This window comes from Myxococcales bacterium, from assembly GCA_016699535.1.
In the GTDB taxonomy this organism is placed as follows: domain Bacteria; phylum Myxococcota_A; class Polyangia; order Polyangiales.
Genome location: CP064980.1, coordinates 1,502,132 through 1,519,523, shown reverse-complemented (window position 1 = coordinate 1,519,523; position 17,392 = coordinate 1,502,132). Strand labels below are relative to the sequence as shown.

At 50.8% G+C, this 17,392-nt stretch carries 11 protein-coding genes and 2 pseudogenes; 8 read left to right on the top strand and 5 right to left on the bottom strand.

What is annotated here, in order from left to right:
* Positions 1-168 precede the first annotated feature (168 nt).
* From ligA to IPJ88_07210, 4 genes are all read left to right on the top strand, one after another.
* On the top strand, positions 169-2,193 hold the full coding sequence (gene ligA / locus IPJ88_07225) for an NAD-dependent DNA ligase LigA (protein QQR91505.1): 2,025 nt from the start codon (positions 169-171) through the stop codon (positions 2,191-2,193).
* Between the two features lie 6 nt (positions 2,194-2,199).
* The gene (locus tag IPJ88_07220; GenBank protein ID QQR91504.1) at positions 2,200-2,796 is read left to right on the top strand and encodes a methyltransferase domain-containing protein; all 597 of its coding nucleotides are present in this window, start codon (positions 2,200-2,202) and stop codon (positions 2,794-2,796) included.
* 202 nt (positions 2,797-2,998) lie between these two features.
* Positions 2,999-4,033, top strand: coding sequence for a hypothetical protein (locus IPJ88_07215; GenBank protein QQR91503.1), 1,035 nt, complete (start codon positions 2,999-3,001; stop codon positions 4,031-4,033).
* A gap of 219 nt (positions 4,034-4,252) precedes the next feature.
* The gene (locus IPJ88_07210; GenBank protein ID QQR91985.1) at positions 4,253-8,548 is read left to right on the top strand and encodes a DEAD/DEAH box helicase; all 4,296 of its coding nucleotides are present in this window, start codon (positions 4,253-4,255) and stop codon (positions 8,546-8,548) included.
* A gap of 161 nt (positions 8,549-8,709) precedes the next feature.
* Here IPJ88_07210 and IPJ88_07205 read toward each other — a convergent pair whose 3' ends face one another.
* The 3 genes from IPJ88_07205 to IPJ88_07195 form a co-directional block, all read right to left on the bottom strand.
* Positions 8,710-9,375: a hypothetical protein gene (locus IPJ88_07205; GenBank protein ID QQR91502.1), complete on the bottom strand. Its 666-nt coding sequence runs from the start codon at positions 9,373-9,375 to the stop codon at positions 8,710-8,712.
* A 128-nt stretch (positions 9,376-9,503) separates the two neighbouring features.
* Positions 9,504-9,707: a hypothetical protein gene (locus IPJ88_07200; protein ID QQR91501.1), complete on the bottom strand. Its 204-nt coding sequence runs from the start codon at positions 9,705-9,707 to the stop codon at positions 9,504-9,506.
* A 133-nt stretch (positions 9,708-9,840) separates the two neighbouring features.
* Complete coding sequence (locus tag IPJ88_07195; protein ID QQR91500.1) at positions 9,841-10,497, bottom strand: hypothetical protein; 657 nt, start codon at positions 10,495-10,497, stop codon at positions 9,841-9,843.
* 195 nt (positions 10,498-10,692) lie between these two features.
* Between IPJ88_07195 and IPJ88_07190 the strand changes: the two genes are divergently transcribed.
* The 3 genes and pseudogenes from IPJ88_07190 to IPJ88_07180 all read left to right on the top strand — a co-directional run bounded on the left by IPJ88_07190 (position 10,693) and on the right by IPJ88_07180 (position 14,794).
* A complete protein-coding gene (locus tag IPJ88_07190) occupies positions 10,693-12,162 on the top strand; it encodes an aldehyde dehydrogenase family protein (protein ID QQR91499.1) in 1,470 nt (489 codons plus the stop codon).
* Positions 12,163-12,183: 21 nt separating this feature from the next.
* Positions 12,184-13,544, top strand: a pseudogene (locus IPJ88_07185) (glutamine synthetase).
* Positions 13,545-13,640: 96 nt separating this feature from the next.
* Positions 13,641-14,794: pseudogene (locus IPJ88_07180) on the top strand (iron-containing alcohol dehydrogenase).
* A 302-nt stretch (positions 14,795-15,096) separates the two neighbouring features.
* Here IPJ88_07180 and IPJ88_07175 read toward each other — a convergent pair.
* On the bottom strand, positions 15,097-15,465 hold the full coding sequence (locus IPJ88_07175; GenBank protein ID QQR91498.1) for a helix-turn-helix transcriptional regulator: 369 nt from the start codon (positions 15,463-15,465) through the stop codon (positions 15,097-15,099).
* A gap of 136 nt (positions 15,466-15,601) precedes the next feature.
* Here IPJ88_07175 and IPJ88_07170 point away from each other — a divergent pair, with 136 nt between their 5' ends.
* Positions 15,602-15,976 (top strand): DUF721 domain-containing protein, encoded by a 375-nt coding sequence (locus IPJ88_07170; GenBank protein ID QQR91497.1) that lies wholly within the window; start codon positions 15,602-15,604, stop codon positions 15,974-15,976.
* 53 nt (positions 15,977-16,029) lie between these two features.
* On the opposite strand, the gene IPJ88_07165 is transcribed toward IPJ88_07170, so the two are convergent.
* Positions 16,030-17,301 (bottom strand): trypsin-like serine protease, encoded by a 1,272-nt coding sequence (locus IPJ88_07165; GenBank protein QQR91496.1) that lies wholly within the window; start codon positions 17,299-17,301, stop codon positions 16,030-16,032.
* Positions 17,302-17,392 lie beyond the last annotated feature (91 nt).

Below are 17,392 nucleotides of genomic sequence, written 5' to 3'. Positions count from 1 at the left end.
TTTTCCTATCCACGGCTTACGTCCTTGCCACTCCTCGTCCGGTACTGGTGTACCATCCTCGTCGCGGCTCCGGGCGCGCTCGTGGCTAGAAAAAGCTCGAGCAATGATTTGTCTTCAAGGATCTAAAGATTCTCTTGTCGAAGAACTCGGATCAAAGGAGCGGCCTCGGTGCCAGTGAACGAATCAGACCCTAAGTTACGCCATCTGGCGTTGAGCAAACAAATTCGGGAGCATAACTACCGCTACTATACGCTGGCCGATCCTTCCGTGTCGGATACTGACTTCGATCGCCTTTTTAGAGAGCTTGTTGCTCTAGAAAAGCAGTACCCTGAGCTGGTCCACCCGGATTCACCAACGCAACGCGTTGGCTCTGCTCCCACAAAAAACGTGCAGAAAATTGAACGAACGGCACCGATGCTTTCGCTCGATAATTGCTTCAACCGAGATGATCTGAGCGAATTTGATCGACGGGCCCGCGAGATCTTGGAAAGCGAAAGTATTGTCTATGTTGCGGAGCCTAAAATTGACGGGGCCAGCATTGAGGTCGTCTACAAAGATGGAAGGCTTGTGCAAGCTTCAACGCGAGGAGATGGACGCATAGGCGAAGACATTCTGCGCAATGCCCGCACGATCCGTAATCTTCCTTTGCAAATTTCAGATAAACGCACGCTAAGTCTAAGAGGCGAAGTGCTGCTTTTTATCGATGATTTCTTAAGCATCAATGAAGCACGCAAAGCGGCAGAAGAAGCTCTTTTCAAAAACCCTCGCAACACTGCGGCGGGCTGGCTGCGCTTGCTTGATCCCAAGGAGACCGCTGACAAACCGCTTCGTGTCTTTTTATACGATCTGGTCGAGCCCTATTTTGAAAGCCATCTCGATATGCTCAAAGCACTTGAAGCGCTTGGGTTGCCGACGCATCGTTTGGAACGCGTCTGCGCTGGAATTGACGAAGTTTTCGTCTACATCGAAGAGTTCGAGTCCTCAAGACACGAATTGCCCTATGAAACCGACGGCGTTGTGATCAAAGTAAACAGCATTGCTTCTCGTGACATTCTCGGAAGCACCGCACGCTTTCCACGCTGGGCCACGGCCTATAAATTCGCGGCAGAACACAAGAAAACGGTGCTTGAAGCCATTCATTGCGATGTCGGGCGCACCGGCGTGCTTACCCCCGTAGCGCACCTCACACCCGTCTCTCTCAGCGGAACTACCGTTTCACACGCCTCCCTTCACAACCTCGATTACATCGAGGAAAAAGACATTCGCGTCGGCGATACAGTCACCATTGAAAAGGCAGGGGAGATCATTCCTCAAGTGCTCGCTGTGCACAAAGAGCTCCGTCCCAAGGGCACTCGACGTTACAAAGCGCCCAATAGCTGTCCCGTCTGCAAGTCGGCGACCGAACGACTTGAAGGGCAAGCAGCACTGCGCTGCAGCAATCCAAAGTGTCCAGGCAAAATCAAAGCCTCCTTGTGGTATTTCACCCGCCGCACCGGCATGAACATCGAAGGCCTTGGCAAATCGTTAGTGGAGCAACTTGTCGATGCCAAGCTCGTCCAGAGCATCGCCGACATCTTTGTTTTGCCCATCAAAAGCGCAGAACTTCTCAAGCTTGAACGCATGGGCGAAAAGAGCGCACACAAACTCATCGCTTCGATTGAAGATGCAAAAACCAATCGTAGTTTTGCTCAATTGCTCACTGCTCTTGGCATTCCACTTGTTGGAGGGGTTGCAGCTAAACTTATTGCAGAAAGCTACCCAACCCTTCAAGCGCTGTTAGATGCCAGTCCTCAAGAACTTGAGCAAACTCTTGGTAGCATGCATGGTATCGGTCCCAAAATTGCAGCAAGCGTTGCTTCATTTTTCTCTGACACAGAACAACGCGACACTTTAAAAAAACTACTCGATGCCGGACTTAAGTCAAAAACGATACCTTCTAGAATCAACAAAAATGGCCCACTCCTGGGTTTGTCTTTTTGCGTAACAGGGACTTTGTCATCACCACGGAAAGTCGTGCACGAAGCCATTGAACAAGCAGGCGGAAAAATCCACGACACCGTAAAAAAAGATACGAGCTATTTGGTCATTGGAAGTAATGTAGGTGCTACTAAAATCGAAAAAGCAAAGAAACGTGGTGCAAAGATCGTAGATGAAAACGCACTCAAAGAGATGGGTGTTAATCTAGAAGGCTGAAGAATCATGTCTTGGGAAACAAACTGGCTCGAACACCACACACCTTGGGATGCAGGCGATGCATCTCCCACCCTAAAGGAACTTGTCAAAAGTGGCACGCTTCCTGAAGGCCGTGCCTTAGTACCCGGCTGTGGTAGTGGCTATGATGTTTTTGAACTTGCTTCAGAAAAACGCAGAGCAATCGGACTTGAAGTAGCGCCAACCGCAAAAAAGATATTTGAAGCAAAGCGCCTTGAACGAAACCTTCCATCCGAGCAGGCCTCCGTGATAGTGCACGATTTTTTTAGCTTTCATAGCGAAAGCCCCTTTGATCTAATTTGGGACTACACCTTTTTATGTGCCATCCAACCTGAGCAAAGGCAGGCGTGGGCCAAAAAAATGAAAGAGCTGCTCAGCCCAAAGGGCGAACTGATTACTTTGCTCTTCCCCGTCACCTCGGGTCCCAAAGATCAGGGGCCACCCTTTCCTTTAGACCCTGAGCTAATCAAAACGCTGCTGAGTTCCTATTTTCAAGTCTCCCTTTTAGAGCCAGTCGAGCACTCGCACCCCGCTCGCGTTGGAAAAGAATGGCTCGGTCGCTGGACACCAAAAACTACGCGGTAAAGGGGACACTCACTATCCAGAAGTCGTGTGTCCTAGTGTCGGTTGGACCTGTTGTTTTTTATTCACGGTTTTTCGCCTTAGTGTGAAAGATTTGTCACACTCCAATAAGCGCCGAAACGATTTTCAGAAAAAAAAACGGTCGTTGGCCTGTGGCACGATCATTGCATACTTGGAATATATGCCATTGAATAAGACCCTTGTTTTGAAATTTCCACTGCCATACTTAGTCCTTGCTGGATGGTTCATCAGCCTGCCTGTCTTCGCGCAGCAAGCCCTGCCAGAAGATGTGCCAGCAAACAACGCCTCAACCACGAATAAAACAAACGAGACGATCCAAACGCCAAAAGTTGTGCCCGCGGAGCCCGAAGCACAAACGCCGGCGGTTGAGCATGTTAGTGGCTCCGCCTGTTTGCTGGGCAATCATTTTGGCATCCCCGAACCAGACGCTCAAAGCGCAGCTAATCTGCTGTGCTCTGAAATCCGAGAACAAGGTGTTGCGGTCCAAGGCCCTTACTTTTCTGCCATCGAAAGCGACAAAGTCTACCGAATCGAAATGGATCGACTCGGCTCGTTGATCATCGCAAAACTTAGCTATGAAAAACCCGCTGGCACCGTTGTCGATTCTCGTCGTATCGAACTCGCTCGCATTGAAGAATTTCCTAGAGCAGTGAACCGCTTGGTTCGTGCTCTGCTCAAACACGAAAGCATCGAAGAAACTCAACAGGTAGACAATCTCGTTGAACTTGAAACCGAAAGCCAGCGCTCGATTAGCTCGCAGTTTTTCTGGGGCCTGGGAATCGACGGCGCGATAAATATTGGCGAGGGAAGCAACGATACCAGCTACGGTCTTGATTTGACCCTACAACATCAGGGGCCTCGCTTTTCCATCGGAGGACAAGCACGATTTATGGGAGGCGACATGCTTCTTGCTAGTTTTGGCGTGGGAGGTCGCTTCTTTGTATTGCCCGGCAATATCTCACCCTTCATCGGCGCAAACATGAATCTCTATGCCTTGGAGATTGATACTGCGGGCACAAACTACGAAAATGGTGGACTCGGTGCCGGTGTTGAAATCGGCGTTGAAGCATTGCGACTGCACGATTCACGACTTGGCCTCGCCTTTCGTGCCGACTTTCCTTTTTTCAATCTTAATAGCAATAACCTAAGCAGCACGGCAAACGTCGATCGCAGCATCTACGCCATCCCCATCGGTATGCAGCTGTATTATTTGTTTTAGGTTGTTAGCTTTTACTGTTTGTACCGCTGCACAGCAGCGCTCCAAAGAGGGGATTCACGCGAATCCCCTCCCGAACGCGCTTCGCGCGTCGGCTCCCTCCCCTGCGGGCTCGCTTTGCTCGCGGGGTGGCTGCTGGCAAATTGAGGTTGATGATTCTGCTTGGTGAACAACTGTACAGGCGCTTTGTTTGCTGCTAGCACTTTGGGGATGGTCCCCATGATGGATGCAGAAGGCCTTGAGCTCTTTCACCCTGCGGTTAAGCAGTGGTTTTTAGAGGAGCTCGGTGAGCCCACCGAGGCCCAACGGCTTGGCTGGCGCTCTATTAAGGAAGGCAAGCACACGCTAATTGCCGCGCCCACCGGCCAAGGTAAAACCCTTGCGGCGTTTTTGGCATCAATTGATGGCTTAACAAGACAGTTTTGTCATGAAAATACCATAAAAGATGCCACAACTGTCTTGTATCTATCTCCGCTTAAAGCCCTAAGTAACGACATTGAGCAAAATCTCGATATTCCGCTTAAAGGCATTGCCCAGGCGCTTCAGAGCATGGGCTTGCCGGCCCCGCCAATTCGCACGGCTGTGCGCACAGGCGATACCACGCCATCCCAACGCGCAGCCATGCTCAAAAAACCACCGCATATTTTGGTCACCACACCGGAGTCGCTCTATATCTTGCTCACTTCCGAAAAAGGACGCGCCATCTTGCGCACCGTGCGCAGCGTGATCGTCGATGAAATCCACGCACTCGTACCCGATAAACGCGGCAGCCACCTGGCTTTGTCTTTGGAGCGCCTCGAGCACTTGTGCGATGAGCCGCTCTTGCGCATCGGTCTTTCAGCCACGCAAAAACCGATTGATAAGGTCGCGCAGTTTTTAGTCGGAGAAAAACGAAGCTGTCAGATTATCAATGCAGGACATAACCGAAAGCGTGACTTAAACATCGAGCTTCCAGCCTCCCCTCTTGAAGCCGTTATGTCCGGTGAAATCTGGGGTGAAGTCTACGACAGGCTCACAAGCTTAATTCTCGAGCACCACACGACCTTGGTTTTTGTTAATACGCGCAGGTTAGCCGAACGCATGAGCCGCGCGCTAAGTGAACGCCTTGGTGAAGATCAAGTCACCGCGCATCATGGCAGTCTCTCCAAAGAACTACGCTACGATGCCGAGCAAAGACTCAAGCAAGGCAAACTCAAAGCCTTGGTGGCTACCGCTTCACTTGAACTGGGCATTGACATTGGCGACATCGATTTGGTCTGCCAGATTGGATCCCCTCGCAGCATCTCTGCTCTTTTGCAGCGCATTGGTCGCTCTGGCCATAACCTTAAAGGCACACCCAAAGGCAGGCTCTTTCCACTAAGTCGCGATGAGCTTGTGGAGTGCGCAGCATTGCTTGACGCTGTTCGCCGTCAGGAACTTGATGTATTGAAAATACCGCAAGCTCCGCTTGATATTCTTGCTCAACAAATTTGTGCCGCCGTAGCAGCTGAAGAATGGTCGCAAGATGAGCTCTTTGATGTGATCAAGCAAAGCTTTAGTTTTTGCAATCTAGAAAAAAGCACCTTTGATGAAGTCGTCACGATGCTTGCTCGCGGCTTTAGCACGCGCCGCGGCAGGCGTGCTGCGCTCATTCATCACGACGCTGTTAACCGCATCCTGCGAGCGCGACCCGCCACCCGCCTCACGGCGATGACCTGTGGCGGCGCCATTCCGGACAATGCTGATTACGATGTCGTACTTGAGCCCACCGATACCGTCGTCGGCACCGTCAACGAAGACTTTGCGATTGAGAGTCTGCCGGGCAATATTTTTCAGCTGGGCAACTGCTCTTGGCAAATCGTGCGCATTGAAAACAGCAAACTTCGAGTGATCGATGCCGCCGGACAGCCTCCGAACATCCCCTTTTGGTTTGGCGAAGCCCCGGGACGAAGCAAAGAGCTTTCCTTTGCTGTATCACGGCTAAGAGAGCAGATCGAAGAGCGCCTCAAAGCCCACCCTGCGGATGGCCTAAGCAAAGCACTGGCTTTTGTTCAAGACGAGGTCGGACTAGAGCACAGCGCAGCTAGACAACTTGTGGACTATTTGCACAGCGCCATGCTGGCGCTTGGCACCTTACCCAGCCAACAGGCTATTGTGGCCGAACGTTTTTTCGATGAAGCCGGCAATCAACATTTTGTCATTCACTCAAGCTTTGGCGATCGCATCAACCGCGCTTGGGGCCTTGCGTTGCGCAAACGCTTTTGCCGTTCTTTCAACTTTGAGCTTCAAGCTGCAGCGACCGACGATGCGATTATTCTCTCCTTGGGCCCCACCCACAGTTTTCCGCTTGAAGATGTCTTTGCCTTTCTTAAAAGCCAAAGCGTAAGACAGATTCTTATTCAAGCCATGCTCGATGCGCCGATGTTTGAAACCCGTTGGCGCTGGAATGCATCGCGCGCGCTTGCGGTGTTGCGCTTTCGCGGTGGCAAAAAAGTCCCGCCGCAACTGCAACGCATTGCCGCCGAAGACTTGATTGCTGTGTGTTTTCCGGATCAGCTCGCTTGCCTTGAAAACATTGCAGGCGATCGTGAGATTCCCGATCACCCACTGGTTCAGCAAACCATCCACGATTGTTTGACCGAGGCCATGGACATTGAAGGGCTTGAAGCGCTGCTCGAGCAGGTCGCGCAAAACAAAGTCCAGTGCATCGGCCGTGATCTCTCGGAGCCTTCACCGCTGGCGCAAGAGATTCTCGGAGCACGTCCCTATGCCTTTTTGGATGACACGCCTCTGGAAGAGCGACGTACACGCGCTATTTCTTCACGACGGTTCATCGCACCGGAAGACGCCGCATCGCTTGGCGCACTTGATCCTTCCGTGATTGCCCGGGTTAAAGAACAGGCCTGGCCCGAGGCTCGAAACGCCGATGAGCTGCACGATGCCCTGGTCCTATGTGCTTTTTGGACCAGTCAAGAAGGTCAAAAGGTCGAAGAATTTTTTGAAGCACTCATCAAAGACAAGCGCGCCACCCGAGTGGATCGTTGCGGCCAGGAGCTTTGGGTTGCAGCAGAGCGCATGCACCACTGGCGCACCTTGGATCCAGACTTAACGCTTAGCCCAATGATCACAGCCACCGAACAGGAATCAGTCGACCGCGAGCAAGCCTGCAAAGAAATCATCCGTTCACGACTTGAAGCAATGGGACCTACTGACGCTCAGCATCTGCACGAGCTAAGCGGCATCGCACTTGAACAGGTTGAGCAAGCTTTGCTGGCGCTTGAGGCCGAAGGCTTTGCCATGCGCGGAAGCTTTGAGCCAAACGTCGCAGCTCTGCAATGGTGCGATCGACGCCTGCTTGCACGCATTCAACACGGCAGCATCGAGCGATTGCGCAAAGAAATCAAACCCGTCAGCAAAGCTGATTTCATGCATTTTCTTTTGCACTGGCAGCATGTGTGTCCGGGAACTGGGCTTCAAGGCCCGGCCGGACTTTCTGCAATTGTCGAGCAGCTTCAGGGATTTTCCGTCGCTGCGAGCGCTTGGGAAAACGATGTACTTCCGGCACGACTTGAACGCTATGATCCAAGTTGGATCGATCAGCTTTGTCTAAGCGGAAAAATAGCTTGGGCTCGGCTTGCGCCTTCAAAAGCCGCAAACAAAACCAAGCAAGGCCCGATTCGCAGCACGCCTATGGCACTGTGCTTGCGGAGCAATCTCCAAGACTGGCTCAGCTCCCCTGAGCAAAGCGAAACACTAAGCCATGAGGCCAAACAGCTGCTGCAAGCCCTGCAAGATCATGGCGCAAACTTTTTCGAGCAGCTTTTGGAGATCACCGGGCTGCTTTCAAGTCAGCTTGAAAACGCCCTAAGTGAACTAAGCTCCCTTGGGCTTGTACATGCCGATAGTTTTTCAGGCTTACGCGCTTTATTACTACCGCAAATCAAACGCGATGCAGCGACGCGAAAAAGCAAGGGCACCGACTTTGCCACCAGCATGCAAAATGCAGGACGCTGGTCGTTGATTCATCGATCCCAACAAGAGACAAACAACCTGGCCATCTCACAAGCCAAAACACTATTGCTCCGCTATGGAATCATCTTCAGAGCCCTGCTTGCTCGCGAAAGCAACATACTACCCTGGCGAGAACTTCTCTACGCTTTGCGCCGCATGGAAGCACGCGGCGAGATTCGCGGCGGTCGTTTTGTTTCTGGTTTTTCTGGTGAACAATATGCACTCCCTGAAGCTGTCGTCAGTTTACGCAAGGTCAAACGTGAAGCGCCAAGCAGCGGGCTTATTTCACTGAGCGCCGCCGATCCGGTTAACTTGCTGGGCATCGTCGATCACGAATCCCGCCTAACAGCTTCAGCTAAAAACCGCATTCTATTCAAAGACGGAAAAGTTATTGCCGTTTCAGAACATGGCGAAATTCGTTGGCTCGAAAACATCCCTGAGCACATGCGCTGGGCCTTTCAAAATGCTCTGTTGCGTGTAGCCTCCGCTCGAACGCTCAGCAAACAAGCAAAACTAGTGTTCGTTTAAGAAAGTCCTGAGCCACCGAGGCGCCGGGCTTTGCTCTAATGCCAAGGCGCCATGACGCAGGACTATCCCTTGATAATTCAAGGAATGGCAACGCAGGTAGCAGAGCAAAGAACAAGCCGAATGGCTCAGGATTTTCTTAAACGAACACTAACGCACAGCGCTTAAGGAATTAAATGTTTGCTAGCGGATATGTTTGAAATTAACTCTAAACCCTCGGTCATATCCCTTCGGAATGTAACCATGGTTCCTTCTGCTGATGAAGATGTTGAATAAACTTGCTCGGCAACTTTCTGCCAAACACAATCTGCGGTAATCTTTGCGTAAGGCTCTCCATCCAACCACTGCGCCTCTGAAGCAGTACCACTCATGAATGGTGTACCGTCGTCAGAGGTGCCTGTTTCATAGAGGATGAAACTGTCTCGCCATTCCGCACCTTCAGCGTTTGCAAAAGGAAAGCGCTCAGTCATGAAGTAAATTCCATCGCTTGCAGTCGGAATGACAACGGCGATCGAATCATCGCACGTGATAGTTTCATCGTCATGTAAAACACAATAATGTGCTGTACGTACAGGTCCATTTTCGCTCTGCTCGGTAGCAATAGTCCAAAATTCGTTGCTGCTCTCGAGGTTCTCACTCTGAGTTCCCGATGGATTATGAATTACTCTGTTACTCCACTCGACAGCCCACAGACTCAGCTCAACAAGATCATTTTTACCTGAAGCTCCCTGAAGCTCATCGAGATCAGAAGCGCCTTCATAGCCACATGCCGAAAGAACTAAGAGCGTCAACAGACTGCTTTTCATAAGCCAAGCAATGTTTTTTTTCATTGATCCATCCTTGAGAATAAGTTGCATCCTTAACTTACAAGCATAAACTGTGCCAGCAGTTGCCGTCTGAAATTGCTCGTGTTTTTAACTAAAACTCTCATATTGGGGGAGCTATTATCCCCAGTATTTCACTGCTCAGTGGCTACTTTTGTTGTCACTGTTTGTTTTTCTTGGCTTTGGCCGACCTGGATGCGCTGCTCGATTTTTTCGATGTCTTTGGGTTCCGGAATGGCTTGAATCAAGGAACGAAGAGCGGAAAACAGGCCCGAAAAATTCTGAACTCGCATTCGCCGAATCAACATGTCGCAGTAGAGTTTGTTTGGCTTGGGCAATCTCGGGTCCTACTTCTGAAATCCCGTAAACTGCTGCACCACCAAGTGCGGCGCTAAGAGCAAACGTTTTGAGCACCTTGAAACTAAATGGCATTTTCATACCTGCTTATCGGTCGTTGATACCCAAAGTTGCTCAAAAAGCGACGCGCATCATAGCCTGAGCCCCCAATCCCTTTGACGCTGGAGCTAGCCCTGCTGTCACTTTCGGCTGGTCTTTCGTTTGTGGATTGTCTTGCGAAAGTTCAAAGCCAACGACAGGACCAATGATGGCACCCAAGGTTGTTGTAATCGCTCCGGTGTATGCAAGCGCATCGGAGTGCATCGCGGCAGCAAAAATTAAAGGAATCGAGCCTACGAGCAAACCAACAAGCTCACCGAGATAGGCATAACCAAGTTTTCCTGTGCCCTGAGCCGCTCGCCCTCCGATATAGCCCCCAAGTGGCGCAAGAGCCACAAATCCCAGAGGTGTAACAAAAGCTGCGAGAATCGTTGCTCGGCCATCGCAGCTAATTTCGTCGTGAGAACTTCGATCGCAGTTCGCTACATAGAGTCCTGCGGCGATTCCGCCGACCACAGCTGCTCCTAAAACACCGCCAGCCAGGCTACCAAGAAGTTCGGGTGCGAGATGTGTCTGCTTTTGAGGCGGCTCGGATTTGCGCTGAAGCTGAAATGAATCACTTGTTTCACGGCTAGCATCCTGTGCACTCACAAGTACGGAATGAGCAAAAATCACTGTTAACGTAAAAATAAAAGTTAGAAAAAAATGAACAAAACGTTGTGAAGAAGTCATGGTTTACCTCAAATAAAAAAGATGTTGATGGAGGTAGATTGCAGCTTGCGTGCCAAAGAAAAATTGCTGAGATTTCGGCCATGCGTACATGTCCCACGTGCTTCAGATTCACAGCTGTTGCAAAACAGGCACTTGCGATGACAGGAATGAAAAATCAGTTTGACAAGCTAAGAAAGCTCACCGAAGCTAGCTCTCATGCGCAAGGCAATTGAAGACGAACTCAAACAGCCTCAACCACTTTTTATCGACGGTAAAGCTTACGTGCCAAATCACGGCGAGCTCATTGATGTCGTCAATCCAGCCACCGAATCGATTCTTTGCCAGGTCCATGCCGCAACCGAGAACGAAGTTAACTTAGCAGTCCAGGCCGCCCGACGCGCGTTTGAAGATTCTACATGGAAGGGAATGAATCCTTCTGCAAGAGAAAAGATCTTGCTACGCATTGCGGACTTGTTGGAACAGAACGCCGAGCGCCTTGGCACGATCGAGACTTTGAACAACGGCAAAACAATTCGTGAAGGCATTGGGGATGTAGAACCAAGCGCCGATGCGTTTCGTTACTATGCCGGATGGACTCGCAAGATTTATGGCGAGACCATTCCTGTGGATGGCGGCAACTTTGTATACACGCTCAAAGAGCCCGTCGGTGTGTGCGGACAGATTGTGCCCTGGAACTACCCGCTGCTTATGGCTGCTTGGAAAGTAGCGCCAGCATTGGCTTGCGGCTGCACCATCGTACTCAAACCAAGCGAATGGACGCCACTTACAGCACTTGAACTGGCTAAGATTACCAAAGAGGCAGGGCTGCCGGACGGCGTGCTCAACGTCGTTCCTGGTTATGGCTCCGTTGCAGGCGAAGCGCTCAGCAGACACATGGACGTGGATAAAATTGCGTTTACGGGCTCTATTCGCACCGCCCGTCTGCTACTCAAGGCCAGCGCGGAAAGTAATTTAAAGAAAGTAAGCCTCGAGCTCGGCGGCAAATCACCCTTGCTTGTGTTTGACGATGCCGATATCGATGGCGCCGTGCAAGCTGCCATGGCGGGAAGCTTTGCCAACAAAGGGGAAGTATGTAGCGCCAGCACCCGACTTTTGGTGCAATCGTCTATCAAAGACAAATTGCTCGATAAACTGACGAGCCGCTGCGAGCAAATGAAAGTGGGGGATCCCTTTGATACGAACAATCACATGGGCGCTCTTGTTTCCAAAGCCCAATATGAAAAAGTCCGATCGTATATCGAAAAAGGCAAGACCGAAGGGGCCCGCTTAATCACAAGCGAAGCAAAGCAGAACAGCATGCCTGACAAAGGCTACTACCTGCGACCCGCCATCTTCGATGAAGTCAAAAGCCATATGAGCATCGCGCAGGAAGAGATTTTTGGACCCGTGCTCTCGGTACTTGAGTTTGCTGATGAAGCCGCAGCAATACAGATCGCAAATGGTACAAGCTACGGATTGGTCAGCGCTATCTTTACGAAAGACATCTCGCGTGCCCATCGTTTAGCCAAAGAGATTAAGGCTGGCGTGGTTTGGATCAATCGTTGGAATGGCTTTGATAGCGCAGCTCCCTTTGGTGGCAACAAGCAAAGCGGCTGGGGCCGCGAGCTTGGTAAAAACGCACTAGACCTTTACACTACCGATAAATGTGTCTGGGTAAATATTTAATCCTCGTGGGACAACACAACAATGACCAAAAGCGAGTTACGCAATCTCTTTGAAGAACACCAAATCCGGCGAGTTAAGGTCGGCGGTTTTGACCTTGATGGTATTTTGCGAGGAAAATACATTTCCTTGGAAAAATTTTTCTCAGCCGTTGAAAACGGTTTCGGCTTTTGCGATGTCATCTTTGGCTGGGACATCACCGATACCCTCTATGACAACTCCAAACTAACCGGCTGGCACACCGGCTATCCCGCTCTCGCTGCACAAATTGATCTGGAAAGCTTTAGACTGCTACCTTTTGAAGCCAACACAGCTGCCTTCTTGGTTGATTTTTACTCGCCCAACGGGGATGCCTTCCCGGCCTGTCCACGAGGATTGCTCAAAAAGGTGCTAAGCAAAGCAAACGCGATGGGCTACCGCCCTTATGTCTCTGCGGAATTTGAGTTTTGGATTTTTCGTGAAACGCCTCAGTCGCTACATGAAAAAGGCTTTCGCGATCTCGATCCTCTAAGCCCCGGTATGTTTGGTTACTCTTGGCTTCGCGAAGGACAGCACTCCGAGCTGATGCATGACATTATGGATGCATGTGAGCACTTCAGCATTGGCCTTGAAGGCTTGCACACCGAAACAGGACCCGGAGTCTATGAAGTGGCCATTCGCTACGACGATGCACTTATGGCAGCCGATAAAGGCGCGCTCTTTAAAACGCTACTTAAAGAAGTCTGTGCCAAGCACGGATTAAGTGTGACCTTCATGGCAAAGTGGCATCCCGAATTGCCGGGCTCAAGTGGTCATCTGCATCAAAGCTTGTGGGATCGCGAAGGAAAACAAAACCTGTTCGCCAACCCTGAGGATGCAAAGCAACTCTCCGAACTCGGCCAGTACTACGTGGGCGGCCAACTTGCTATGATGAAGGAATTCACCGCGCTCTATTCACCCACAATAAATAGCTACAAACGCTATGTGCCCGGAGTCTGGGCACCCCTATCAGCCTCTTGGGGCTATGACAATCGCACTTGCGCCATCCGTGCCATCACGGACCCGACAGGCAAAGGCAATCGCAGTGAATACCGTCAAACGGCCGCCGATATTCAGCCACACATTGCCATTGCAGCTTCGCTTGCTGCAGGACTGCACGGCGCAGAGAATAAAATCGCACCTCCGCCCCCTGTCACGGGTGATGCGACCGCCGCCATCACTGAGGAAAATAGACTTCCATCAAGCCTCAAGGATGCTTTGCATTGCCTAAAGCAAAGCAAACTTGCACCCCAACTGCTGGGTTCGGAATTGTCGATCACTACTGTCGAGCCCGCGACTGGGAAGTCAGACAATACGAGCTTTCCGTCAGCCAGTGGGAACTCGAGCGCTATTTTGAATCGATTTAAAATCGTGATTTTAGCCAGAAAATGTATTTTTATTGTTTTGCTGGATTTTGATGCTTTTGAGTTGACGTGTCGGTTTGAAAAGCGGAGGCTTCGCGCATGAGCGTTGTCGTCTGGAATTTTCCTACCAAGGTGCTTTTTGGTGAAGGCTGCGTCGAGGATTTAGGCGAGAAGCCAAACGTCTCGGTGCTAAGCATGCCTTGATCGTGAGCGATCCGGGTGTCGTTGCCGCAGGCCTCACAGACGAAGCCGGCAAAGCCCTGAAACTCGCCGAAATCTCCTATGGCACCTTTGATGCCATCAGCAGCAATCCCAAAGAAAGCGAAGTCCGAAAAGCAACAGAAGCCTTTGTTGCTGCAAAAGCAGACATCGTCGTTGCAGTCGGAGGCGGTAGCGCCATCGATGTTGCCAAGCTCGTCCGTCTTTGCGCAGCGCACACCGGCCCCCTGGAAGACTACGATGATGCTAAAGGTGGCGAAGAACGTATTACTGAAAGCATGGCCCCCATGATTGCCATCCCCACAACGGCTGGAACAGGCAGCGAAGTGGGACGCAGCGCAGTGGCTACTCTGGCATCAACAGGCAGCAAGACTGTCTTCTTTTCGCCAAGACTCATCCCCGATGTAGCTATACTCGACCCCAAACTAACTGCCACCATGCCTGCAAACACTACAGCAGCCACCGGTTTTGATGCACTGACTCACAATATCGAGGCCTATTGCTCCAAAGGCGATCACCCCATGGCCAACGGCATCGCCCTTGCAGCCATCGAGCTCATTGCCGCCAACTTGGAGAAAGCCGTTGAAAACGGTGATGACCTTGAAGCACGCGGCGCGATGCTCAAAGCGTCCATGATGGGCGCGGTGGCTTTTCAAAAAGGCCTTGGGGCATGTCATTCGCTCGCTCACCCACTTTCGGCAAAATACGACCTGCATCACGGCCTAGCCAATGCGCTATGTCTTCCTGCTGTCCTCGACTTCAATCGCAAAGCCATTGCTGGCCGCATCGCACGACTTGCTACGCTTTTGGGTGCACGTGGTGACAACGAGGAGACCCTGGCCTTTGAATGCTCCGGCGCGATTCGCAAGTTGAGAAAATCAGTGGGTTTACCTGAAGGTCTTAACTCAGTTGATATTGATGAGGCGGATATTCCAGAGTTGGCTCAGCTTGCGTTTGTCGACAGCTGCCATCGTTCGAATCCGCGAAGCTGCACGATTGATGACATGGCTTCGCTTTACGAAGCTTCTTTGTGATTCTCTATTACGCTAAGGCGCTCGAAGACAATAGCTCCGCGTGCGCTCAAGCTATTGTCTTCGAAGCTTAAAACAAAACATCTTCGGAATTGTACCCACGATTTACCATCAGTGATTCGTAACTCGATGCAGAAAACATACCGTTGGCGAAGTTACATCTGATGGTGGATAATTTAAGCGGCTGCCTTGATAACTCTGCTTGTGCAGAGTTATCAAGGCAGCGCGCCAAGTCTTTCAAAGCTTTGGAATGCTACCTTTGCAATAGGTTAACCTGAGTATTTGGAATAAACTCAGCCTAACAACTACTCGAGGTTGCCGGCGGCTTCTTTTAGGGCAGAGACCACGGCTTTGCGACCTCTAACACGGTCGTAGTCTGCAAGCTCCGTAAGCAACTCAAGACCTTGTGGACCTTCGAGCACTTTTTTCAGACGCTCAGGTGCTGCCACGGTCACCGGTGTGAGCTTTGCTCCGCTAAGCAAATCCACAGTCACACCCAGGGCTTGAGCAAGGCTGCGAACCTGGTTGATCCCAGGGTCGGAGACTTGGCCAGCTTCGAGGCGTGCCACTGTACGTGGAGACATATTGACGATACCCGCAAGCTCCGGTTGGGTTAGCCCACGAACCTTGCGAAGTGTTCTTAGATTATTCGCGATGACGTTTTTTGCTACCATAACTTGCCACTCCTGGCATGGATAAAACAAAAAACTGCCTATTCTGTCAAGTTTGGCAATTTTGCAGTTTTCGGCCAAAAGCCCAATTCTGCGTTCTGCCGGACAGTCTTTTTTTTACAATATGCTAGAACAGAGCATGGCTCGAGCACGACGTAACTACCAAAATGGCTCCTTTTTGGGTGAGCTAATTGCCAAAAGCAAGTTTGGACCCAAGGGCTTGCCTGATCCTAGGGTGCTCCGATGGTGGATCTACAAAGTCCCGGAACGGGTCAACGAATTCGCCTGGCCAGTACGCTTACAAAAGGGAGTGCTGACTGTTCACACCCAAAACTCTGCCCTCGCCAACGATCTTCACTATCTGCGCGATGAACTCCTTGCTTCAGCCAGACAGCACATGGGTCCCGGTATCGTCACTGACATCCGTCTTCACGTCGGCAAAATGCCCTACCACTCGGTTTCCACCCTGATCAACCAAGGCCGCGTCTTACCCGACATGGACAAGCAAGGCTGAAAAAATCTTGCACAGTATCGCTGCAATCCTGCACCGCATTGCAGCCCAAGGGATTATTTATCGCCAAAGCTTAAGCGATAACTTCCGCAACTATCGCTACCCTCAACGCTTCTTACGCGGATATACAGCGTTCCGCTGTCATCGCCGATGCTATGAACGCCAAATATTCGAAGACGCTCAATAGAATCCGAGCGATTTCGTCTGCCGCAACATGCACGATGACCTTGAATGTCGCGTTCGAGCTCCGGTTGCTCGCAACGTCCAGCGGACTCCGTTTCTCCATCTTTTACAAAAAAGCTGCATACTTCGAAAGTTGCTCCTTTTTCATCCGTCGTCTCAGAACTCAGTGCTACTTCCGGAACCAGCAAATCGAGCGCCAACGTATCGTTTAGCCTCAAGACATACCAATCCGCATCCGTGGAAGCATCAAGACTGGCTTGCAAACTTTGCCAATTATTCTGATCGAGGTCAGCAAGAACAGTGGCGCTATCGAGGTTATTGTTCTCGCTTTGATTATCATATGGATCGATGGGAACGCTAAGATCGTGGCAGCTAAACACAGAGCTTTGCTCCAGCCCGTCTTGAATAGTTAATGAAAAGTCAGCCACACTCAAAAACTGCGCCTGCATGCACGCACCTCTGTTCATGAACTCATTGTTAACCACACCCAAAAGTGCTCCTTGATACAACACAGCTGCACCCACATCACCCTGACTACAGGCACGGGCAGCTAAGAAATAAGTGTCATCCGCGCTAAAGTCATCGCGCGTCGTTGGCAGCACACACTGAGTTGCCTTCCAAGGGTAGGTGTCTTCGTGATGCTTTCCGAATCCTACGATTTCAAGTGTTGCGTCGAATGCTAAATTGTCCATCGATACGTTGGAGAGCGGTATACTCTGCGCGGTCGCCGGACTTACTTCGCGATCCAAAGTAAGTAGGGCAAGCCCGCTAGCATCGTCTGATGTTGAACGCCAAATATCTTGAACATAGGCAAAATGATCACTTTCCCAGTCGTGTTTCCGCGACCAAACGACATATAGATCTTCGCGATCCAGATATTCTTTTTTGTTGTAGGTACAGCGCTCCGCAGTTAGCACGTGCCGTGAATCAATCAACGTGCCCGTACAACGACCTTCCCCATTTACATCATGAAAACTCTCGATACGCACCACGCCGCTCTGGTAGTCGTCAACCGGACACAAGCCTTCAACGCCTTGCGTTACGGATTGTAGATTATCTTCAGCACTGTTAGCGCTACAACTCAGCAAACATGCACTCGTCAAACCAGTGAATAGATACAATGCCAACCCAATTCTTTTTTTCATACCTTCACCACCTTAAGCATATCAATTCACCTAGTACGCTTTGCTAACAAAGCAACCCTAAAAGCAACAAAGACATCAATCCGGCCCATCA